The organism is Acetivibrio saccincola, from assembly GCF_002844395.1.
GTDB lineage: Bacteria > Bacillota > Clostridia > Acetivibrionales > Acetivibrionaceae > Herbivorax > Herbivorax saccincola.
Map to the genome: position 1 here is coordinate 746526 of NZ_CP025197.1, position 19930 is coordinate 766455.

20 protein-coding genes are annotated in these 19930 nt (G+C 33.8%); 17 read left to right on the top strand and 3 right to left on the bottom strand.

Annotated elements, in window-relative coordinates:
• Positions 1 to 16: 16 nt before the first annotated feature.
• The 3 genes from HVS_RS03340 to leuD all read left to right on the top strand — a co-directional run bounded on the left by HVS_RS03340 (position 17) and on the right by leuD (position 2727).
• On the top strand, positions 17 to 526 hold the full coding sequence (locus HVS_RS03340; protein ID WP_105367986.1) for a ferritin family protein: 510 nt from the start codon (positions 17 to 19) through the stop codon (positions 524 to 526).
• A 375-nt stretch (positions 527 to 901) separates the two neighbouring features.
• A complete protein-coding gene (locus HVS_RS03345; protein WP_101299225.1) occupies positions 902 to 2203 on the top strand; it encodes a 3-isopropylmalate dehydratase large subunit in 1302 nt (433 codons plus the stop codon).
• Positions 2203 to 2727: a 3-isopropylmalate dehydratase small subunit gene (gene leuD, locus HVS_RS03350; RefSeq protein WP_101299227.1), complete on the top strand. Its 525-nt coding sequence runs from the start codon at positions 2203 to 2205 to the stop codon at positions 2725 to 2727. Before HVS_RS03345 ends, leuD begins: the two co-directional genes overlap by 1 nt.
• A 23-nt stretch (positions 2728 to 2750) precedes the next feature.
• Here leuD and hemZ read toward each other — a convergent pair whose 3' ends face one another.
• Entirely contained in the window at positions 2751 to 4259 is a 1509-nt protein-coding gene (hemZ, locus tag HVS_RS03355) for a coproporphyrinogen dehydrogenase HemZ (protein ID WP_101299229.1), read from the bottom strand.
• 336 nt (positions 4260 to 4595) lie between these two features.
• Here hemZ and HVS_RS03360 point away from each other — a divergent pair, with 336 nt between their 5' ends.
• On the top strand, positions 4596 to 6086 hold the full coding sequence (locus HVS_RS03360; protein ID WP_101299232.1) for an L-fucose/L-arabinose isomerase family protein: 1491 nt from the start codon (positions 4596 to 4598) through the stop codon (positions 6084 to 6086).
• A 121-nt stretch (positions 6087 to 6207) separates the two neighbouring features.
• On the top strand, positions 6208 to 7173 hold the full coding sequence (locus tag HVS_RS03365; RefSeq protein WP_101299236.1) for a phosphotransferase: 966 nt from the start codon (positions 6208 to 6210) through the stop codon (positions 7171 to 7173).
• A gap of 80 nt (positions 7174 to 7253) precedes the next feature.
• On the opposite strand, the gene HVS_RS03370 is transcribed toward HVS_RS03365, so the two are convergent.
• Positions 7254 to 8609 (bottom strand): PTS transporter subunit IIC, encoded by a 1356-nt coding sequence (locus HVS_RS03370; RefSeq protein ID WP_242971664.1) that lies wholly within the window; start codon positions 8607 to 8609, stop codon positions 7254 to 7256.
• Between the two features lie 172 nt (positions 8610 to 8781).
• Here HVS_RS03370 and HVS_RS03375 point away from each other — a divergent pair, with 172 nt between their 5' ends.
• Together HVS_RS03375 and HVS_RS03380 are read left to right on the top strand one after the other, a co-directional pair.
• Positions 8782 to 9894, top strand: coding sequence for a TMEM165/GDT1 family protein (locus tag HVS_RS03375; protein WP_101299241.1), 1113 nt, complete (start codon positions 8782 to 8784; stop codon positions 9892 to 9894).
• Between the two features lie 453 nt (positions 9895 to 10347).
• A complete protein-coding gene (locus tag HVS_RS03380) occupies positions 10348 to 10842 on the top strand; it encodes a type II secretion system protein (protein WP_101299244.1) in 495 nt (164 codons plus the stop codon).
• A 5-nt stretch (positions 10843 to 10847) separates the two neighbouring features.
• On the opposite strand, the gene HVS_RS03385 is transcribed toward HVS_RS03380, so the two are convergent.
• Positions 10848 to 11075, bottom strand: a complete 228-nt coding sequence (locus HVS_RS03385) for an anti-sigma factor domain-containing protein (protein WP_157942967.1) — start codon at positions 11073 to 11075, stop codon at positions 10848 to 10850.
• Positions 11076 to 11413: 338 nt separating this feature from the next.
• Here HVS_RS03385 and HVS_RS03390 point away from each other — a divergent pair, with 338 nt between their 5' ends.
• From HVS_RS03390 to HVS_RS03435, 10 genes are all read left to right on the top strand, one after another.
• A complete protein-coding gene (locus HVS_RS03390; RefSeq protein ID WP_101299250.1) occupies positions 11414 to 12451 on the top strand; it encodes an NAD-dependent epimerase/dehydratase family protein in 1038 nt (345 codons plus the stop codon).
• A gap of 194 nt (positions 12452 to 12645) precedes the next feature.
• Positions 12646 to 13230, top strand: coding sequence for a substrate-binding domain-containing protein (locus tag HVS_RS03395; protein WP_101299253.1), 585 nt, complete (start codon positions 12646 to 12648; stop codon positions 13228 to 13230).
• On the top strand, positions 13191 to 13757 hold the full coding sequence (locus HVS_RS03400; protein WP_101299256.1) for a hypothetical protein: 567 nt from the start codon (positions 13191 to 13193) through the stop codon (positions 13755 to 13757). Before HVS_RS03395 ends, HVS_RS03400 begins: the two co-directional genes overlap by 40 nt.
• 131 nt (positions 13758 to 13888) lie before the next feature.
• Entirely contained in the window at positions 13889 to 14197 is a 309-nt protein-coding gene (locus HVS_RS03405; RefSeq protein ID WP_101299259.1) for a WXG100 family type VII secretion target, read from the top strand.
• 200 nt (positions 14198 to 14397) lie between these two features.
• Positions 14398 to 14697, top strand: coding sequence for a WXG100 family type VII secretion target (locus tag HVS_RS03410; protein WP_101299261.1), 300 nt, complete (start codon positions 14398 to 14400; stop codon positions 14695 to 14697).
• Positions 14698 to 14843: 146 nt separating this feature from the next.
• Positions 14844 to 17039 carry a peptidoglycan-binding protein gene (locus HVS_RS03415; protein ID WP_101299264.1) on the top strand — a complete coding sequence of 732 codons (2196 nt, stop codon included), beginning with the start codon at positions 14844 to 14846 and terminating at the stop codon, positions 17037 to 17039.
• A gap of 13 nt (positions 17040 to 17052) precedes the next feature.
• Entirely contained in the window at positions 17053 to 17631 is a 579-nt protein-coding gene (locus HVS_RS03420; RefSeq protein WP_101299267.1) for a hypothetical protein, read from the top strand.
• 91 nt (positions 17632 to 17722) lie between these two features.
• Positions 17723 to 18874: a hypothetical protein gene (locus tag HVS_RS03425; protein WP_101299270.1), complete on the top strand. Its 1152-nt coding sequence runs from the start codon at positions 17723 to 17725 to the stop codon at positions 18872 to 18874.
• A gap of 143 nt (positions 18875 to 19017) precedes the next feature.
• Complete coding sequence (locus HVS_RS03430) at positions 19018 to 19326, top strand: WXG100 family type VII secretion target (RefSeq protein ID WP_101299273.1); 309 nt, start codon at positions 19018 to 19020, stop codon at positions 19324 to 19326.
• A 133-nt stretch (positions 19327 to 19459) separates the two neighbouring features.
• Entirely contained in the window at positions 19460 to 19759 is a 300-nt protein-coding gene (locus tag HVS_RS03435; protein ID WP_101299276.1) for a WXG100 family type VII secretion target, read from the top strand.
• The last annotated feature ends 171 nt before the right edge of the window (positions 19760 to 19930 follow it).

Consider the following 19930-nt stretch of genomic DNA (forward strand, 5'->3'; position numbering starts at 1 on the left):
CGGAGGTGTTAATTTTATGGAGAAAATAAAAGATATTCTTAAGTTTGCCATGAAAATGGAAAAGGATGCAGAAAATTTTTATAATTACTACATGGATAGGGTGGAGTCAGAGTCTATAAAAAATATGTTTAGTGAGCTGTCTAAAATGGAAAGGGAGCACTATGAGATTTTAAAGGATAAATTTGAACAGTTGGAATTTAAAGAACCGCCTTTAACAATTTCCTGGGTGGTGGATGATGATTCTAGAGTGGTAGACCCTTCAATTATTCACTTCAACTCTGATTTAATAGGGGAAGATGAAAAGGAAATGTCAGATCTTACAATTATAAGAATGGCATATCATATGGAAAACGATTTTGTAATGTTTTATAAAAATGCAGCAGCAGAGGCAGAAGATGCAGAAGCAAAGAAGTTTTTAGAAGAGATTGTAAAGTGGGAAGAAAGTCACAGAGACATTTTTCAAAAAAAGTATGAGGAACTTATAAAGAAACATTGGAAGAATATAACTAACATTATTTTCAAGTAACATTATGCTGAAATAATCTATATATACAAATAAAACCATGTATGAGAAAGTGAGTAAACAGGCAAAAATCATACAAAGCAAAACCCAAAAAGCAAAGAGCTAAAAAAGCAAAATTTAAAAAATAAAAACTAAAGAAACTAAAAACCCACTAAAAAGAGTCCTCTATTAACAGGAGGGCTTTTTATTAAAGGCCTGTGGAAAATGTCAAAAATCATTAAAAAACCATAATGTTTTGGATATATTTCAGGTAGTTATTTTTGAAACAAAATATTATAATTATAATAAGTCTAATTAAATATATATGTAATTTGACATAAATTTGAATATGGCATGTATAAAAGACACATAGAATATATTAAAAAAGGGATGATTGACATGAAAGAAAAGAGAACTATAGCAGAAAAAATTTTTGATGCCCACAGGGTGGATATGCCCTTTCCGGACACTCATGTACTAAAGCTTGATGCGGTATTTTGTCATGAAATTACTACGCCTATAGCTATAACTGATTTACAGAAAAGAGGAATGGACAGGGTTTTTGATGCAAGTAAAATAAAAGCAGTGATTGACCATGTATCCCCTGCAAAGGACAGTAAGACTGCAGAGCAGGGAAAAATACTCCGTGAATGGGCCAGAAGACATGGCATCAAGGACTTTTTTGATATCGGACGCAATGGTGTGTGCCATGCTTTATTCCCAGAAAAGGGGTTTGTAAGACCCGGGTACACGGTAATAATGGGGGACTCTCATACTTGTACTCATGGGGCTTTTGGAGCTTTTGCCGCAGGAGTTGGGACTACGGATTTAGAAGTTGGGATACTAAAAGGTGTATGTTCATTTCGTACCCCTAAAACCATAAAAATAGTACTAAATGGAAAGCTAAGACCCGGTGTTTATGCAAAAGACGTCATCCTATTTATAATAAAGGAGTTGACTGTAAACGGTGCAACAAATAAAATTATAGAGTTTACAGGTCCTGTTATTGATGAAATGTCCATGGAGGCCAGGATGACTTTGTGCAACATGGCAATAGAAGCCGGCGGTACATGTGGAATTTGCTATCCGGATGCTACAACTGTGGACTACCTTTGGGAGTTTATAAAAGACGAGTTTGAGACAAAAGAAGATGCACTAAAAGAATATTCCAAATGGATATCAGACGAAGGCGCTGAATATGAAAAAGTATATGAATATGATGTTTCAGATTTAGAGCCAATGGTTACCTTTGGTTATAAGCCGGATCAGGTTAAAACAGTGCGGGAAATGGAAGGAACAAAAGTTGACCAGATTTATATCGGAAGCTGTACAAATGGAAGAATTGAAGACCTTAGGGTTGCAGCTGAAGTCCTAAGGGGTAAAAAAATCCATGATAATGTACGTGGAATAGTAAGCCCTGCTACTCCGGCTGTATACAGTGCTGCACTTAAGGAAGGGATTATAGAAATTTTCCAGGATGCAGGCTTTTGTGTAACAAACCCCACTTGTGGTGCTTGCCTTGGCATGAGTAACGGCGTATTAGCCGAAGGTGAAGTATGTGCCTCCACTACAAACAGGAACTTTAACGGACGTATGGGGAAAGGTGGAATGGTTCACCTAATGAGCCCTGCAACTGCTGCGGCTACAGCAATTAAGGGAAGTATCACCAATTCTCGTTTATTTGAGGAAGGAGGGGTATAATGAAAACTTTTGGTGGGAAAGTACTGTTTTTAGACAGGGATGATATAAATACCGATGAAATAATTCCTGCAAAATACCTAACTGAGATTACCAAGGATGCCTTAAAACCATATCTTTTGGAGGATTTGAGATTAGAAGGCTTTGACTCAAAGAGGGATATTGAAGGCAAATCAGTTATAGTTACCAGGGCAAATTTTGGGTGCGGTTCATCAAGGGAGCATGCGCCCTGGGCTTTGGAGGTAAACGGAATTAATGTTGTAATTGCTGAAAACTTTGCAAGGATATTCAGGCAAAACATGTACAACTGCGGGATGTTTGCCATTGAACTGCCAAAAGAAAAAATTGACTATCTTTTTGACACTTACAAAGATAAAGACACCACAATAGAAATTGATGTAGATAATGACAAAATTATCATTTCATCAGAGGGCAAATGTGAAGAAATTGATTTTACCATTGGGGAATTTGACAAAGCCCTTATAAAAGAAGGCGGCTGGGTAGGCTACGCTGATAAACATTATTAATAAAGGATGTAAAAACTTGCCCGTCAAGGTTTTATTTGACGGGCATTTTGATTATATGGAAAATTTTTTACCAATAGTTTTTTCCTCATTATCATTTCATCAACATTTTTTATATAAAGCTCTACACTTTTTACATTAAAAGCTCTTTTTACACTGCTATCTTCCGGAGAAACCACTTTGCTTATCCCACCGGCACCAAGGGCTATTATAGATTGTTTTTCCTCCATAATCTGGACATTATATATGCCCTCAAATCCTTTTTTGCAGTACCCGACATTTTCAAGATTTTCAGCCATTTTTTTCTGTCTGTATAGATAATAGGGATGCATATTCATTTTCTTAGCATATTCAGATGCTAAGTCTATCATTAAAGAAGCTTCTTTATTTGGGGCAAAGTCAAATTTTGCATTCTCTGTTAATTTTGATGCTCTTTTAACTGCCATTGTATGAACGGTAAAACTTTCAGGATTAAGGGTTTTAATATAATTCATTGTATTTTCAAAATCCTTTATATTTTCACCCGGAAGGCCGGCGATTACGTCCATGTTGATATTTCCAAACCCCATTTCCCTTGCCATGTAGAAGCAGTTAATTATATCCTGTGAAGTGTGTTTTCGGCCAATTAATTTTAGAGTTTTATCCTTCATAGTCTGGGGATTTATACTTATACGGTTTACGCTAAAGTTTTTAATTAGGGAAAGCTTTTCTTTAGTAATTGTGTCAGGCCGTCCGGCTTCTAAAGTATATTCTCCAATGCTTTCAAAATCAAAAGTTTTTTCTATTTCAGTTAAAAGTACTTCTAAGTTTTTTTCATCAATTGCAGTGGGTGTGCCTCCTCCGATATAAATGTTTTGAATTTTATACCCTTTTTCTTTGATTATCTGCTGTACCCCTTTAATTTCAGTTTTTAAAGCTTCTATATAACCTAAAACAAAATCTTTGTACTTGTCAATAGAATTAGAAGTAAAAGAACAGTATAAGCACCTTGATTTGCAAAAGGGAATTCCAATGTATATGCTTATCATATGAGGTTTTGTGTTATCGAGGATTTCCTTTTCACTTTTTGCTACATCAAAGAGAAGCTTAAGTTTTTCCTTTGATACAAAATAATAATCTTGAAGTATTCCCCAAATCTTTTCATAACTAAGCCCCCGGCTTAATAGTTTATGGACAAGTTTTACAGGTCTTATGCCGGTTAAAAAGCCCCAGGGAAGCTTTTTATTTGTAAAATTTGAAAGTGCAATATAAATTTCTCTTTTTACTTCTCTTTTTATAGTTTTTTCTTCAGGTTCATCTAAATAAGAAAAAGGCTTAAAGTGATGAATATTTTTATAACAGCAAAAACCATCATTTAAAATAACGGTTTCAATTTCAAAACAGATATTTCTTTTCCTAAGTTCTGTATATATAAAAATTCCCTTCTTAACTTCAAAATCTGATTTTTCTTTTACAATATCATTTTCAAAAAATAGTTTTATAATATCTTTTACCTGATATAAATAATCATGTCCTTTAAGTTGCACAAAAATCATTTTAGCCTCCTATAATTATACCTAATGAAAAGCAACAAAAAAGTAACAAAAGCAACTAAACAAAAGCAACTAAAATATTATATCGGTTATAAAATAATCATAATGATAAAACAAGCATATTATAATTATTTTTATCAGTCAACAGACTTTTAAATTATTATAAAAACCAACTTTATAAATTATTATAAAATTAAGCTAAAAATAAAGGCGCTTTGTAGTCCTTGAAGTTATTTTAACTCTCGTGTAGAATTAACATATATAATAGCAATTGTTACAGCAATAACTTCAACAAAAAATAAGGTTAGCACATTAATAAAAAATGAAGGAGGTCAAAAAATGAACAATATGCCTGAGGTTAAAATTGGTATTGTAGCAGTTAGCAGGGATTGTTTTCCGGAGGAATTATCTGTAAACAGAAGAAAAGCACTGGTGGAAGCCTACAAGAAAAAATATAACGAAGATGACATATATGAATGTCCAATTTGTATTGTTGAAAGTGAAATTCATATGGTGGAGGCTTTAGAAGATATAAAAAAAGCAGGGTGTAATGCCCTTTGTGTGTACCTAGGAAATTTTGGTCCTGAAATAGCTGAAACATTGCTTGCAAAACACTTTGACGGTCCTAAAATGTTTATAGCAGCAGCAGAAGAAACATCAAAGGACGGCGGGCTTATCCAGGGACGCGGGGATGCATATTGTGGTATGTTAAATGCAAGCTACAATTTAAATTTACGCAATGTAAAGGCGTATATCCCTGAATATCCTGTGGGTACGGCAGAAGAATGCGCAGATATGATTCATGAGTTCCTTCCAATTGCCCGTGCAGTTTATGGACTGAATAATTTAAAAATTATAAGTTTTGGACCTCGTCCGTTAAACTTTTTAGCTTGTAATGCGCCAATTAAACAGCTTTACAATTTGAATGTGGAAATTGAGGAAAACTCTGAATTAGACCTTTTTGAAGCTTTTAATAAGCATGAAGGGGATAAAAGAATCCCAGAAATTGTTAAAGAAATGGAAATAGAACTAGGAGAAGGTAACGAAAAGCCGGAAATTCTTGAAAAACTTGCCCAGTATGAATTAACACTTCTTGACTGGATAGAAGAACACAAGGGGTATAGAAAATATGTGACAGTTGCGGCAAAATGCTGGCCTGCATTTCAAACCCAGTTTGGCTTTGTTCCATGCTATGTAAACAGCCGTTTAGCTGCAAAGGGTATCCCGGTTTCTTGTGAAGTGGATATTTACGGGGCATTAAGTGAATTTATAGGAACAGTTGTATCCCAGGATGTGGTGACTCTATTAGATATAAACAACACCGTTCCTTATGATATTTACAATGAAGATATAAAAGACAAATTTGACTATACAGCTACAGATGTATTTATGGGTTTTCACTGCGGCAATACAGCAGTATGTAAATTAACATCCCATGAAATGAAGTACCAGATGATAATGGCAAGAACCCTTCCTGAGGAGGTAACCCAGGGAACTCTTGAAGGGGATATAATTCCGGGAGATATTACATTTTTTAGAATTCAAAGTACAGCTGATTCCAAGTTACGTGCTTATATAGCTAATGGTGAAGTTCTTCCGGTGCCTACACGCTCATTTGGGGGAATTGGTATTTTTGCTATTTCGGAAATGGCAAGGTTTTACCGCCATGTATTGATTGAGAAGAATTTCCCTCACCATGGGGCGGTTACATTCGGTCACTTTGGAAAACCTCTTTTTGAAGTGTTTAAATATATAGGAGTTCCTGTTGAAGAGATATACTTCAACAGACCAAAGGGGATGCTTTATCCTACAGAAAATCCTTTTAAATAATTTTAATTTTTTATACTTTATTTAAAATTTAAAGATCAAATGCAAAAAAACAGGTAATCGAAAGAAAAAGTCCTTCTTTCGATTACCATGTTTTTTACAACAACATACGGGGTTTGATGCTATGAACAAATATTTTGAGAAAGTAATTTTAAAGTCAACAAATTCAAAGGAAATAGTTGAAATACATGAAATACAGGACCTTTGGGGTGGCTATGGCAAAATATTTCGATGCATACTCAGCCGTTCACTTTTAAAAAGTGTAATAGTTAAAAATGTCCGTTTACCTGATAAAAGAAGTAATCAGGATTCAGATATATCTTACAGGAGGAAGCTAAAATCCTACAAGGTGGAGATGGAATTTTATAAAAATTGGAGTAAAAAGTGTAATGAAGATTGCAGGGTTGCTGACTGGTATGCATTTGAGTGGCAAAACAATGAGTTTTTAATGGTATTTGAAGATCTTGATTTGGCAGGGTTTAAAGGGAGAATGTCAAGTGTAACCTGGAATGAAGTAAAACTGTGTTTGAAGTGGCTTGCAAATTTTCATGCTGCCTTTATGGGTGAGAAGCCTGAAGGGTTGTGGTCAAAAGGTACATATTGGCATTTGGAAACCAGACCGGATGAATTAAAAGCCCTAAGGGATATGAGACTTAAGAATGCAGCTAAAAAGATGGATGCAAAACTTGACGGATGCAAATTTAAAACTTTTGTTCATGGGGATGCAAAGATTGCAAACTTTTGTTTTTCTGAAGACAGAAGCAGAGTGGCGGCAGTGGATTTCCAGTATGTCGGCGGTGGCTGCGGCATGAAGGATGTTGCTTACTTTATAGACAGCTGCCTATATGATGAAGAATGTGAAGCTTTAGAAGGAGATATTTTGGATTTTTACTTTGGCGAGCTTGAAAAAGCATTGAAAATAAGGGGAAAAGATATTGATTTTGATGCCCTAGAAAAAGAATGGCGGGAATTATATTATGTTGCATGGGCTGATTTTTACAGATTTTTTAAGGGCTGGGCTTTAGGGCATTATGAAGGAAAATATAGTGAACGTGTTATAAACAAAGTAATTGAAAGTTTAAATATGTAGTTTTACATTAACGATACTGTATTTGTTTTTACATTCATATTTGATTTTCACTGATTTGTTTTTATGCTGATAAAAGATTATTAATATTGGCTGTTTTTATTAGAAAGCTTTCTGGTTAGATATAATATGCCCAAAACTACAGGGATTAGCAGCAGGGCATATATATTGCCTGAAAACATTTTTACAACCCATGTACGCAGTACATTTCCACCATCAATAAAACTTGTAAATACACCGTCATAACCGGCCGGCTTAAAATCAACGCTTTCTGCAAGGTTTGCATATAAATGGGCGGTGTTTGAAGCTAAATAAAGATGGAGAATAACTATTGGTATTCCAATAATATAAGAGCGGACCACATTTCCCTTTGTGGCAACACAGAGAAAGGAAGTGACCACCACTAAGTTTACCAAATCACCTAAGGGTATAAACTTTACTCCTGGAAAAATAAAGGCCAAAACCAGTGAAGTGGGTATAAGGAGTATTGAGGTTACAACAACTGAAGGAAGACCTATTATTACAGCCACATCAAGACCAATATAAGTTTCCCCGGTTTTGGGAAAATGTTTTTTTATAAAATCCTTCATACCTTCAGATATGGGAATTAAAGAATTCCCCACTATGCTCGCCATTTTTGGCAGTATGTATATTGCAGCTGCAATACCAAAGGCCAGCTCTATAATTTCTTTTACATTGTAGCCTGTACCAATTCCAAGGAAAAGTCCAAATATAAAACCAATAATCATTGGCTCACCTAAAAGCCCCATTTTCTCTTTCATTTTTTCAGGATTAGCGTTAATTTTATTAATAAAAGGTATGCGGTCAATTAGCTTGTTGCCTAAAACGCCGAAAGGAAAGCAAACTACAGCAGAAAGAGTGGGAACGGAAATTCCCTTTAGGTCTGAAAACTTACGAAGAAGCGGGGCACTCCAGTCTGCCAGCTTAATTGTAATTATAAATAGTATTGCGCTGGCAAAGGTAGATAATAAAATGTTGTTTGTTATATTGTAAACCAATGCACCTGCAAATATAAAATGCCAATAATTCCAGATGTCTATATTAATTGTTTTGGTTAACCTTGCTGTAAGCAAAACAATGTTTAAAAGCATTAATATAAGCAAAATAAGGGGTGCAAAGGAAAAAGCCCAGGTCATGGCAGCTAATGGAGGCCACCCTGCATCTAAAATATCAAGCTGAAGACCGGCTCGGGATATAAGTTTTTGAATAACAGGGTTGATTATTGAAACAAAATAATCAAATATTACAAATATTCCTATAAACCCAATGCCTATAGTGAAGGCTGATTTTATTCCTGTAGAAAACTTAATTCTAAAAATTATTGCTAAAATCAAAATAATAAAAGGCAGCATTACATAAGGTTCAAAACTAAGAAGATACATGGCTGCATTTTTTATAAGTTCCATTTCTTTCTCCATTCCCCGGTGATTATAGTAGTTTAAAAAACAAATAAATTAATTAACAAAACTAATTATAGCTTGTAGTACTGATGATATCAAGAGTTTAGGTGATTTTTTAAATTACCTGTTGATTTTATATTGATTTTGTGAAAAAATATTATCTTAAGTGCTGTATTAAGGTGTGGATATTATGATATTGGAAATGCTGAAAGCTTTTTTTCTTATTTTTATAGCTGAGATGGGGGACAAGACCCAGATACTTGCAATGGCCTTTGCCACAAAATTTCCGGTTAAGAAGGTGCTGACTGGTGTTTTTATAGGAGTGCTTTTAAATCACGGCTTAGGCGTGATTGTGGGAAAATATATTTCCGGAATTATACCGACAAATATAATTCAGGTAGTTGCAGGCTTTGCTTTTCTTTGCTTTGCTTTTTGGACTTTAAAAACAGAAGATGATGAAGAAGAGGGGGAAGAAAAATATAAATTCGGACCTGTATTAACGGTAGCACTGGCATTTTTTATAGGAGAGTTGGGGGACAAGACTCAATTAACAGCAATAACTTTAGCAACTAACACTTTATATCCTTTAGCAATACTTGGGGGAACTGTTTCAGGAATGATAATGACCTGTTCTGTAGGTATTTTCATAGGCAAAAAGCTAGGGGACAAAGTTCCGGAGCTTGTGATTAAAATAATGGCATCCCTTGTATTTATGATCTTCGGAATAGCTAAACTCTACAGCAACCTGCCTAAGAAGTATATTAATTTTCAAAATACCTCTATATTTATAGGAATAATACTGGTTATTTTTGCAGTAATGCTAAAATCAATGTTAGAGTCAGAAAGAAAAGGTGCATCTAAATTTAAGCAGATATCAAAAGAGTTATTTGACTATTATAATAAAGCTAAGGAAGATATTGAAAAAATATGTTTAGGGGAAGAAAAATGCGGTAAATGCCAAGGGGACCGGTGCATAGTGGGATATACAAAAACCCTGATAAATACTGCTTTAGAAGAAGGAGTGCTGCCAAAACGGAAAGTTTTTATGCATGGCAAAGAGGACATTGATAAACCTTTTGAAAGAGAACAAATTATAAATATGTTAAAAACAACACTTGAGCTTATAAAAAATAACGGTACTCTGGTTAAGCGCCCGGAAATAAATCAGATAAGAAAGAATTTAGAAAAAATGCTTTTAGGAAGAAGCATTGAAAGAATAGACAACTGGGAAAATTATGTGAATTATATGTATGAGATTGATGAAGTTGTTGCAAAAATAATTTTTAATAGCTGTAATCCTTAAAATTAAGGATTTTTTATAATTTTGGTCATTTCAAATTTTTAAAATTATTGCATAATAAATATATAATATGTTATAATGAAACTGGAATCTATTGTATTATTTTGGGTAAGTTTTTTATCTTTTTAGAAATATTTGTGGTAATAATCCTTGTTCTTATCATACAATAATAAATATTAACTTACTTAAGATAATTTTGTATAAATATATGCAAAAGACTGTTGCTGTATTTGTAAGGTGTAGTTATTGCTTTTTTTTAGATAGTTTTTTGTATTATGTTGCAAAATTAAATATATTTGCAAACAAATATGTAAACATAAGCTATAATATGTAATCATATTATGCTTAATTTTATGCAGAAAAATAATTTTTTATTATAAATATATTACAATTTACATAATATTATTTTATATTATTTTATATTTGATGTAATTTATCTCAAGGGAGGATTAATGTATGACAAAGAAAATGATAAAAGTAATTAGAAACAAAAACGGATTTAGCCTTGTAGAATTACTTATAGTGATTGCATTATTGGGAATAATTGCAGCCATTGGATTTTTGACTTTAACAGGGGTACTTAACAGCAGCCGTCAAAAAGTTGATTACCAGAATGCGGATCTTATTGAAAGAGCAATTGAGGCATATATGTTTTTGACGGAAGATGGCGAATTAAAGCACCTCACAAATAGTAGTAATGATAAAATAAATAACGGCGATGATTCAGAGAAATTGATTTTGATTTTGCAAGACAAAATTATTAATGCAAAAAACGGTGAAGAACTTGAGCCCCTGCTTGTTCCTAAAGAAGGAAAAGCGCCTTCAGCAGACAACTTTGCAACACAGTGGGAAGAGCATAAAGGCTACAAAATTGAAATTTATTCTGATAATATGACTTGTGATGTTTATCCGGTAAAGGATGTCAATGATGCAAAAATAAATATAAACTAATGCTTTTAACAGAAGTGGCGGTGGCAGCTGTAAAGGATTACTGACAGTCCAAGTACCATCATAAATGCAGCTGCAATTGCCAAAATTGTTTTAATGCCTATCTTCCTTTTAGAAGGAATGTCAATTTCGTAGCCTATTTTAAGGTCTTGAGGATTTTTAATCATCAGGAACTGTCCCTTACTGTTTAGCACTATTGCATATTCTTTTTCCTTTTCAACAACTATACCTTTCACAGGGTGTGCCTCCGTTTCTAAATACTTTTTCAAATGTGAATACACATATTAGAAACTCTTTTGAAGCTTTTTAAGATTGGAAGTTTTACCGCAGTGGTATTTAACCTTATTTCAGCCTTACATAGTAAGTATTCGGCTTATTAGCTCTTTTTTTGGGGTATATTTTTTAAAAAAATATGAAAAATAAAAAAATATATAATTAAATATATTTTAAGTGAAAAAACTGATAAAGTCAAAAAACAGTACTAATCAAGTATTTGGTGCCCATTGTACATAATTATATGTATATAGTATAATATTAAAAGATTTATTATTACAGAAGATTTGAGGGGATGGGTATGAGATATTTAGTTACAGGCGGTTCTGGTTTTTTGGGGATAAACCTTATACGGTTTTTAGTTAAAAAGGGTCATGAAGTAACTTCCCTTGACATAATGGATTTTGATTATGAGGACATGAAAGATAAAATCAGGATAGTAAAAGGCGATGTAAGAGACCGGGAAGCAGTTTTAAAGTCTTTAGAGGATGTTGATATAGTGGTGCACGGTGCAGCTGCACTGCCCCTTTATTCAAAGGAAGATATATATTCCACGGATGTTGACGGGACTGAAGTAGTTTTGTCAGAATCTTTTAATAAAGGCATAGAAAGAGTAATATATATTTCTTCCACTGCTGTTTACGGGGTTCCGGACCATCATCCATTGGTGGAAGAGGATGAATTGGTTGGAGTAGGTCCCTATGGGGAGGCAAAAATAGAGGCTGAGAAGATTTGTGAAAAATACAGAGATAAGGGTATGTGTGTTCCTGTTATCAGACCAAAATCATTTATCGGACCGGAAAGATTAGGTGTTTTTGCTCTATTGTATGACTGGGCAAGCAGCGGAAAGAATTTCCCCATGATTGGCAGTGGTAAAAACAGATATCAGCTTTTAGATGTTGAGGATTTATGTGAAGCTATTTATTTAACAGCTACTTTAGAACGTGAAAAAGTTAACGATACCTTCAATATAGGTGCTGAAGAGTTTACAACAATGAGGGAAGATTATCAGGCGGTTTTAGATAAAGCCGGATTTGGAAAAAGAATAATTGGATTTCCTGCAAAGCCTGCTATTTTAGCGTTAAGGATTTTAGAATTTTTAAAAATTTCTCCTCTATATGCATGGGTGTACGAAACTGCCGGAAAAGATTCTTTCGTTTCAATAGAAAAGGCCAAGAGGGTTTTAGGATTTAAGCCAAAGTATTCAAACAAAGATGCCCTTTTGAGAAATTACCAGTGGTACTTAGATAATTTGGACAGTTTTAAAGGTAAATCAGGAGTAAACCACAGAGTTCCTTGGAAGCAGGGTTTTTTGGGTATTATAAAGTGGTTTTTTTAACTTTTTTAGAAAATCATCAATTTATTGGAGCCTACGGGCTCTTTTTTTTGTGCTTTTTTTGCTTCCTCCCATTTAACACAGATTTAACATAAGCTTAACACAACTTAACAAAGACCTAATAAAACTTTAAACTTGCTGGTTTAATATCTAAATTGTAAACATCTAAAAAATCTAATTTTAAGGGAGGAAATTAAATGAGTAAGTTTTTTAAAAAATTAGTACTGTTTATTATTATACCTTTAGCAATAGGGAGTGTTCTTGCAGCATGTGAAAACAATGACAATCCGGCAAGTGCAAAGAACGACGCTAAAAAAGAGGTAAGGGAGGAGACTCGGCAAGAAGAGATAAAGGAAGACAGCCTGCAAGAAGCAGCGGATTTAAGCGGACATATAAGCATAGTTGGTTCAACTTCTGTCCAGCCGTTAGCACAGCTATTGGCAGATGCTTTTACAGATATAGAACCTGAAGTTGTAATAGATGTACAGGGTGTTGGTTCTTCTGCCGGGATTAAGGCTGTAAATGACGGAAGTGCAGATATTGGTATGGCATCAAGGGAGTTAAATGAGGAAGAGAAGACATGGGGAATTACAGAAATCCCTATAGCTGTTGATGGAATAGCAGTAATAGTAAATCCAAATAACCCGGTAAACAATTTAACATTAGAGGAAATAGCCAAAATATACAAAGGTGAAATAACAAACATTTCCTTGGGATATGTTGATGACAGCGTAAAAGCCATTTGGGAGATTCTTACCGCAATGTACCTGCAAAAGAAATAAAAGATACAAGCAGTATTTTAGGAGTATCTGAGAGCACATTGAGAAATCAAGATGCATACACCGGCTGGTACGGAAGGATTGTACTGTCCTGGAAGTCAAGGACCTTTGTAGGAGATGATACAAATCTGCCATATGGAGTTGACAGTGAGAAAGCAAAGAAATCTGTACAAAAATGGTACGGTGAATACGGAATACCTAATGCAGTGTATGTATGTGAAGCAGGAAGGGATGTTATAAAAGAACTGTCTAAGACGGGTAAAAGCATAGAAGAGTATGACGGATGGCTAAAGGACGGATACATAGTTGTAAACTTTAATATTGAAGTTCAAAGAAGAATAGTGGGAAGAGACGGAAATTACGACATAGAATTACTAAGCTATTCTTCAGAAAATTGCAATATGTGGGAAATAGAAGGTCTAAAGGACAGAAAGGTTGACAGCGCAGGAAAAGGCTTTGATATTAAGCCGGGAGATGTAGTATTTTACTACACGGATGAGAGGTCTACAGATGACTACGAGGTAAGGTAAAGTGTCAAAAAATAAAAAATGATGCAATTCATCCCAAAAATCGTGCAATTCGTCAGGAAATCCGTCGGGGGTGAAAAAATTTATTATAATATACACATAAAATAAATTACAAAAATAAGGGGGGTAAAAAAATGAGCAGAGCAATTACAGTTACACCGGAGGAGTTGACAAGGACAGCCAATTCAGTAGAAGGTAAGACAAAGGAGTATGTTAGTTTATATAATAAACTTTACAGTGAAGTGGATTCAATGTCAAAAAGCTGGTCCGGGGAAGCAAACAGGGCTTATGCAGGACAGATAGAAGGATTCCGTAAGGAGTTTGAAAATTTAAAAAAAGTCCTTGAAAACTACACAGCACTATTAAGAGAATCAGCAAGGGTATATGGACAGACAGAGACAAACATAAGAGACAGTGCTAAAAAACTTATAACAGGAAGATAGTCAAAAAAAGGCAATAGGATAAGAAGAAACAGAAGAAGAAAGATAAAAAAAGGCAATAACAAGACAATAACAAGATAAGGACAAGGCAACAGCAAGGAAATAGTAAGATAATAATAAGATAAGAACAAGGGAAAGAGTAAAGTTAAAAACAAGAGTAAGCATTTTAAATTATGAAAAATAATACAAGGGGGGAATAAAAAATGGCTGAATTTAAAGTTACGCCGGAAATGCTAAAATCAACATCATCAAGTTTAAAAAATATAAATTCAAGATTCAGATCCGTAATGGAAGGTATAGAAACAGATATGAGAGCTATGAAGCAAAAGTGGGACAGTGAGGCTGCAGATACATTCTTAGCAAAGTTTGAAAAATTTAAGAGCAATCTTGAAGGTTATTATCAGGTGGTGGAATCATATTCAAAATTCTTAGAAGAAACAGCACAAGCATACTCAGAATCTGATAAATCAATTAATAATTTAACTGCAAACCTTTTTGCATAAAATATGCTATATATATAATATATCCTTTACTTCCATTAAATATTGTATTTTAAAACACAAGTCCTGCCAAAGAGGCAGGTTTTGTGTTACTATTTTCATTTAATGGTGAAGACCATTAAAAAAACGCAAACTAAGGGGGGATAAATATGTCATACATGTCTATTGATATTAATTCTTTAAAAGATATAGAAAAAAGGGTTAATTCTCTTTCAAAAAGCATTGAAAAGATAAAGAGCAGTCTTTCTTCCGTAAGAAGCAATATAGATTCGACAGTTCGGAACAGAAGCGGGATAGACAGCAGTATGTCAAGCCTTATCAGAGAAGTTGGCGAAAGAGAACGTATAATGAATAATGTAAAGCAATTTTTAAATGAAGCGGTTAAACAATATGAAGATATGGAAAAAGAACTTAGAAGAGAATCAGACAGAATAATTGAAAACAGCACTCCAAAGACCGGTATAATAAAAAGCATATTAAACGGTTTAAAATCAATTGGTAAAAAACTAGGAAATCTTTTAAAGACAATTGCAAAAAATTCAATACTTTTAAGTCCTATAATAATTGGAACGGCAGTCCGTTCAATAGGAAAAATGCTGATAGAGAGAGGTTTTATAATAACCAATAAACCAATTGAAATTGTAAAAAGAGATGATATAGGTTTACCGATATTAAACGGAATATTAAGTTATAATCCGGATGAGTATAGCCCATATGTGGTACTTTTGCAGAAAAGATTAATTGAGCTGGGGTATGGGGACGGTCTTGAAGTCAATGGTATATTTAATTCAGATACACTTGAGGCGGTAAACAGGTATAAAGAGGATTATGGGCTTTGGAACTTTGGTGAGTATGAAGGTAAGGTGGGGGAAACTACCTGGAATCATTTATTTAATAATCAGAAGGTACCTTATCTTACAATTGACAATGTAGAAAGAGATAGCATGGGTATACCGGTTTTTAACAGCATACTAAGCTATAATCCATGGGAATATAACATTTATGTAGTATTTCTGCAAAAAAGGTTAATTGAATTAGGATACGGAGATGATATAGAAGTAAATGGAATATTTGACTCAAAGACACTTGAAGCGGTAAACAGATATAAAAAGGATTATGGGCTTTGGAATTTTGGTGAATATGAAGGCAAGGTGGGAGAAACTACCTGGAACCATTTATTCAATAATCAAAAAGTACCGTATGTAGCAAACTCTACACAGAACAATATTCCGGTTTCTGATGAAATGAGAACTTATGTGATACCTATAAGCCTTGATCAGGCAGTGAAAAATGAATATAATGCAAAATGGGTTTCAAATACTGGTGAAATAACTTATGCATGTGTAAAAAGCGGAGGCGACAAGTGGGTAAGAGCTTCAGAAGATGATATAAGGTATTATCTGGATCCTAAAAATTTTATAAATCACGATGTTTATAAATACCAATTTTTAGTATTGGAAAACGTACCGGGCATGGAAATAACCGATGAAAACAGGACTAGATTAATAGATGAAATTAATAAAATATTAGAGGGTAAAGGTGTATTGCACGGTATGGGTGCGGCTTTTGTAAGAGCTGCGGAGGAAACGGGGCTTGCACTTCCTTACCTTGTTGCGCATTGTATTCTTGAGACAGGATGGGGGACAAGCAAATTAGCACGTGGAATTGACGCAAACGGTAATTATACCGGATATCACAACATGTATGGAATAGCGGCATATGATAATGCACCTTTAACAAACGGTTTAAATAAGGCCAGAAGTTCTAATTGGAATTCAGTTGAAGAAGCCATTGTCGGAGGTGCTCATTGGATTAAAGATAATTATGCGGGAAATCCCAATAAAAATACTATATATAAAATGAAATGGCAGCCAACTGATCCGTTAGGATTAGGCCAATATGCTACTGATGTTGCTTGGGCGGTAAAACAGTGTGAAGTTATTAAAAAATTGTATGAGTTATTTCCAGATGCAGAATTAAGATTTGAAATACCTCAATATGTGGACAGTAAAAGTGGTGATAATGTCGGGCAGCCGGTGCAACAATCAACACCTTCCGGAAATGGTGTTTCAAAAACAACAAATGTAATAGAATATGTAGTAAAGAGTGGTGATACATTAACTAAAATAGCAAAAATGTATAATACAACTGTTGAAGAATTGGCTAAATTTAATAATATAGAAAATGTAAATTTGATTATTGTAGGGCAGGTAATAAAAATACCGGTTAAAACAGCAGATACTTCTTTGCCTACAAGTCAGGGAGGAACTGCAACAAAAAAAGGATGCAGAACAAGCAAAAGCACCAATTTCAAGTTCAAGTGGTTCCGGTGGACTTTCATATAATTCTAATTATAATTTGACAGAAACAAGAGCATGGGTTCCTTTACAGCCTAAAATAGTAAATAGTGGTGTGAGAAGCCGGGAAAACTATGATGCAGTTATTAACCAGTTTGATGTGGAAAACAACGAAAGGTACAGACCATATAGAAGAAAAAATTCAGGTGAAATAACTTGGAGTGACACCTATTGCAATATTTTTCTTTGGGATGTTACAAGAGCAATGGGAGCTGAAATACCTCACTGGGTGGATATAAATACCGGGGAACCAAGGGAGTATCCTAATGTAACGAATGCTAAAGAATTAGATGCTAACGGTATTGCAACCTGGTTAGATACTAAAGGCAAAGAATATGGATGGAGAGAAGTTACAGCGGAAGAAGCACAAGCCAGAGCAAATGAAGGTAAGCCCACTGTTGGTGTATGGAAGAATCCAAATGGTATAGGACATGTGGTAGTTGTAAGACCGGCACCGGATAATGCTAATAGTGGAGAAGTATATTTGGCACAAGCGGGATCGAAAAATTTCAATTGTGGTAAGCTTTCTCAACAGGGACAAAATTTTATAAACGGTGTTAAATTTTATACACATGACTAAGAAAATATGTATAATAGAATTTGAGAATAAGTTAAAACATTAGAATTAAAGTTTAAAAATTGCGAATAATTTACAGAAGGGATGGATAGATGTGATTAATATTACAAAAGTAAAATGTTTAGGTATATTTATTATACTGACTTTTGCTTTATTTGCATCCTGTGCGGCAAATGATACAGGAGACGGTATTAAGCACGGTTCTGATACAAAGCAGGAAACAAATAAAAATATTAAAAATGATTTGAAACGGGACATAACTGAAAAAATAGGTGCTGTAGATAATGACACTATAGATAATTATGCAGTAGATTATGAAGATATAAATACACAGGAAGCTATGCTTGGTTTAAAGGAGATTACACGTGAAGAAGCAGGATTGAAGGATGTAAAATTTTTAGAATCAAATAAATTCAACTTAAATAAAAAAATTCACAAGCTGCTGGAAGAAGGGGAATATTCCCCAAAATATTATCAAGAAGGGATTATACGGGAAAATGGCTGTTATATAATAACAAGAAGGTTTTCAGAAAATGTTATTGAAAATTTAAATGCAAATTCAAGCATTAATGATGTCATAAAAATATTAGGAGAACCGGCTTATAACATTGATACTTCATACTATTATATAACTAAAGAATTATATATTGGATTTGATGAAAATGGTTTTATAATTATCAGGCCTTTTAAATTTAAAGAATATTCTAAATATGAAAAAGATATATTGACAGAAGTTCTTCCTAAACTGCAAAAGTATGGATTAAGAAGCGGGGAACATAGTAATTTTGATGGGTTTAGCAATAATTTTTTACATGGAGGAGGAGTTATTGCAAAGTCTCCTTTAGGTATTGAAATTATAGATTTTTTTGATGATAGAAAAGTAACTGTTTATGCTAATTTTAGAGGAAGGCTTTTTGAATATAAAGATCCAAATGCTTCATTTCAAATTTCATACGTGAATGAGGATAAAAATGTATCTGAGATGAATAGTACTCTTCAAACCATTAAGTATTATGAAAAAAGATTTGAAGAAGAAGGAAAACTTTCTTTAGGAGGTTCATATAAAGCAATTTATGAATGGGTAAATAGTTCTGATTACTATTTTATAATAAGGAAAATGGACTATAGTCAGCCGGATTTTAAAATTATTGCTCCGGCCGGCGATTATAAATGGATAAGTGATACGGAAATATCTTATACAGATATATTTACTCAAGAAACAAATGTAATTGATATAGCTAGGTAAAATCATACATAAAAGCAAAGAAATAGAATTAAAAATGCAATTCATCCCAAAAATCGTGCAATTCGTCAGGAAATCCGTCAGGGGTGAAAAAATTTATTATAATATACACATAAAATAAATTACAAAAATAAGGGGGGTAAAAAATGAGCAGAGCAATTACAGTTACACCGGAGGAGTTGACAAGGACAGCCAATTCAGTAGAGGGTAAGACAAAGGAGTATGTGAGTTTATATAATAAACTCTACAGTGAAGTGGATTCAATGTCAAAAAGCTGGTCCGGGGAAGCAAACAGGGCATATACAGGACAGATAGAAGGATTCCGTAAGGAGTTTGAAAATTTGAAAAAAGTCCTTGAAAACTACACAGCACTATTAAGGGAATCAGCAAGAGTGTATGGACAGACAGAGACAAATATAAGAGACTGTGCAAGAAAGCTTGTAACAGGAAGATAATTAAAAGAGGCAAAAAAATAAGAAAAAAGGCAATAACAAAATAATAACAGGCTAAGAACAAGGGTAAGGGTGAAGATAATAACAAGAGTAAGGATTATAATAAGGAAAAACAAGACAAGGGGGGGAATAAAAAATGGCTGAATTTAAAGTTACTCCGGAAATGCTAAAATCAACAGCATCAAATTTAAAAAATATAAATTCAGGATTCAAATCCGTAATGAAAGGTATAGAAACAGATATGAGAACTATGAAGCAAAAATGGGACAGTGAAGCCGCAGATACATTTTTAGCAAAGTTTGAGAAGTTTAAGAGCAATCTTGAAGGATATTATCAGGTGGTAGAATCATATTCGAAATTCCTGGAAGAAACAGCACAAGCATACTCAGAATCTGACAAATCAATTAATAATTTGACTGCAAACCTTTTTGTATAAAATATGCTGTATATTTATAATATATCCTTTACCTCCATTAAATACAGAAAAAGGTACAGAAAGAAAAAAGATTATATTTTAAAACACAAGTCCTGCCAAAAAAGCAGGCTTTGTGTTAAAATTTTATATTACAATTTTCATTTAATGATGAAAACCATTAAAAACATAAAG

Bases quoted from the DNA above. Each gene is read 5' to 3' on its own strand.
- HVS_RS03340 (WP_105367986.1), top strand. From the start codon at position 17: ATGGAGAAAATAAAAGATATTCTTAAGTTTGCCATGAAAATGGAAAAG.
- HVS_RS03345 (WP_101299225.1), top strand. From the start codon at position 902: ATGAAAGAAAAGAGAACTATAGCAGAAAAAATTTTTGATGCCCACAGG.
- leuD (WP_101299227.1), top strand. From the start codon at position 2,203: ATGAAAACTTTTGGTGGGAAAGTACTGTTTTTAGACAGGGATGATATA.
- hemZ (WP_101299229.1), bottom strand. From the start codon at position 4,259: ATGATTTTTGTGCAACTTAAAGGACATGATTATTTATATCAGGTAAAA.
- HVS_RS03360 (WP_101299232.1), top strand. From the start codon at position 4,596: ATGAACAATATGCCTGAGGTTAAAATTGGTATTGTAGCAGTTAGCAGG.
- HVS_RS03365 (WP_101299236.1), top strand. From the start codon at position 6,208: ATGAACAAATATTTTGAGAAAGTAATTTTAAAGTCAACAAATTCAAAG.
- HVS_RS03370 (WP_242971664.1), bottom strand. From the start codon at position 8,609: ATGGAGAAAGAAATGGAACTTATAAAAAATGCAGCCATGTATCTTCTT.
- HVS_RS03375 (WP_101299241.1), top strand. From the start codon at position 8,782: ATGATATTGGAAATGCTGAAAGCTTTTTTTCTTATTTTTATAGCTGAG.
- HVS_RS03380 (WP_101299244.1), top strand. From the start codon at position 10,348: ATGACAAAGAAAATGATAAAAGTAATTAGAAACAAAAACGGATTTAGC.
- HVS_RS03390 (WP_101299250.1), top strand. From the start codon at position 11,414: ATGAGATATTTAGTTACAGGCGGTTCTGGTTTTTTGGGGATAAACCTT.
- HVS_RS03395 (WP_101299253.1), top strand. From the start codon at position 12,646: ATGAGTAAGTTTTTTAAAAAATTAGTACTGTTTATTATTATACCTTTA.
- HVS_RS03405 (WP_101299259.1), top strand. From the start codon at position 13,889: ATGAGCAGAGCAATTACAGTTACACCGGAGGAGTTGACAAGGACAGCC.
- HVS_RS03410 (WP_101299261.1), top strand. From the start codon at position 14,398: ATGGCTGAATTTAAAGTTACGCCGGAAATGCTAAAATCAACATCATCA.
- HVS_RS03415 (WP_101299264.1), top strand. From the start codon at position 14,844: ATGTCATACATGTCTATTGATATTAATTCTTTAAAAGATATAGAAAAA.
- HVS_RS03430 (WP_101299273.1), top strand. From the start codon at position 19,018: ATGAGCAGAGCAATTACAGTTACACCGGAGGAGTTGACAAGGACAGCC.
- HVS_RS03435 (WP_101299276.1), top strand. From the start codon at position 19,460: ATGGCTGAATTTAAAGTTACTCCGGAAATGCTAAAATCAACAGCATCA.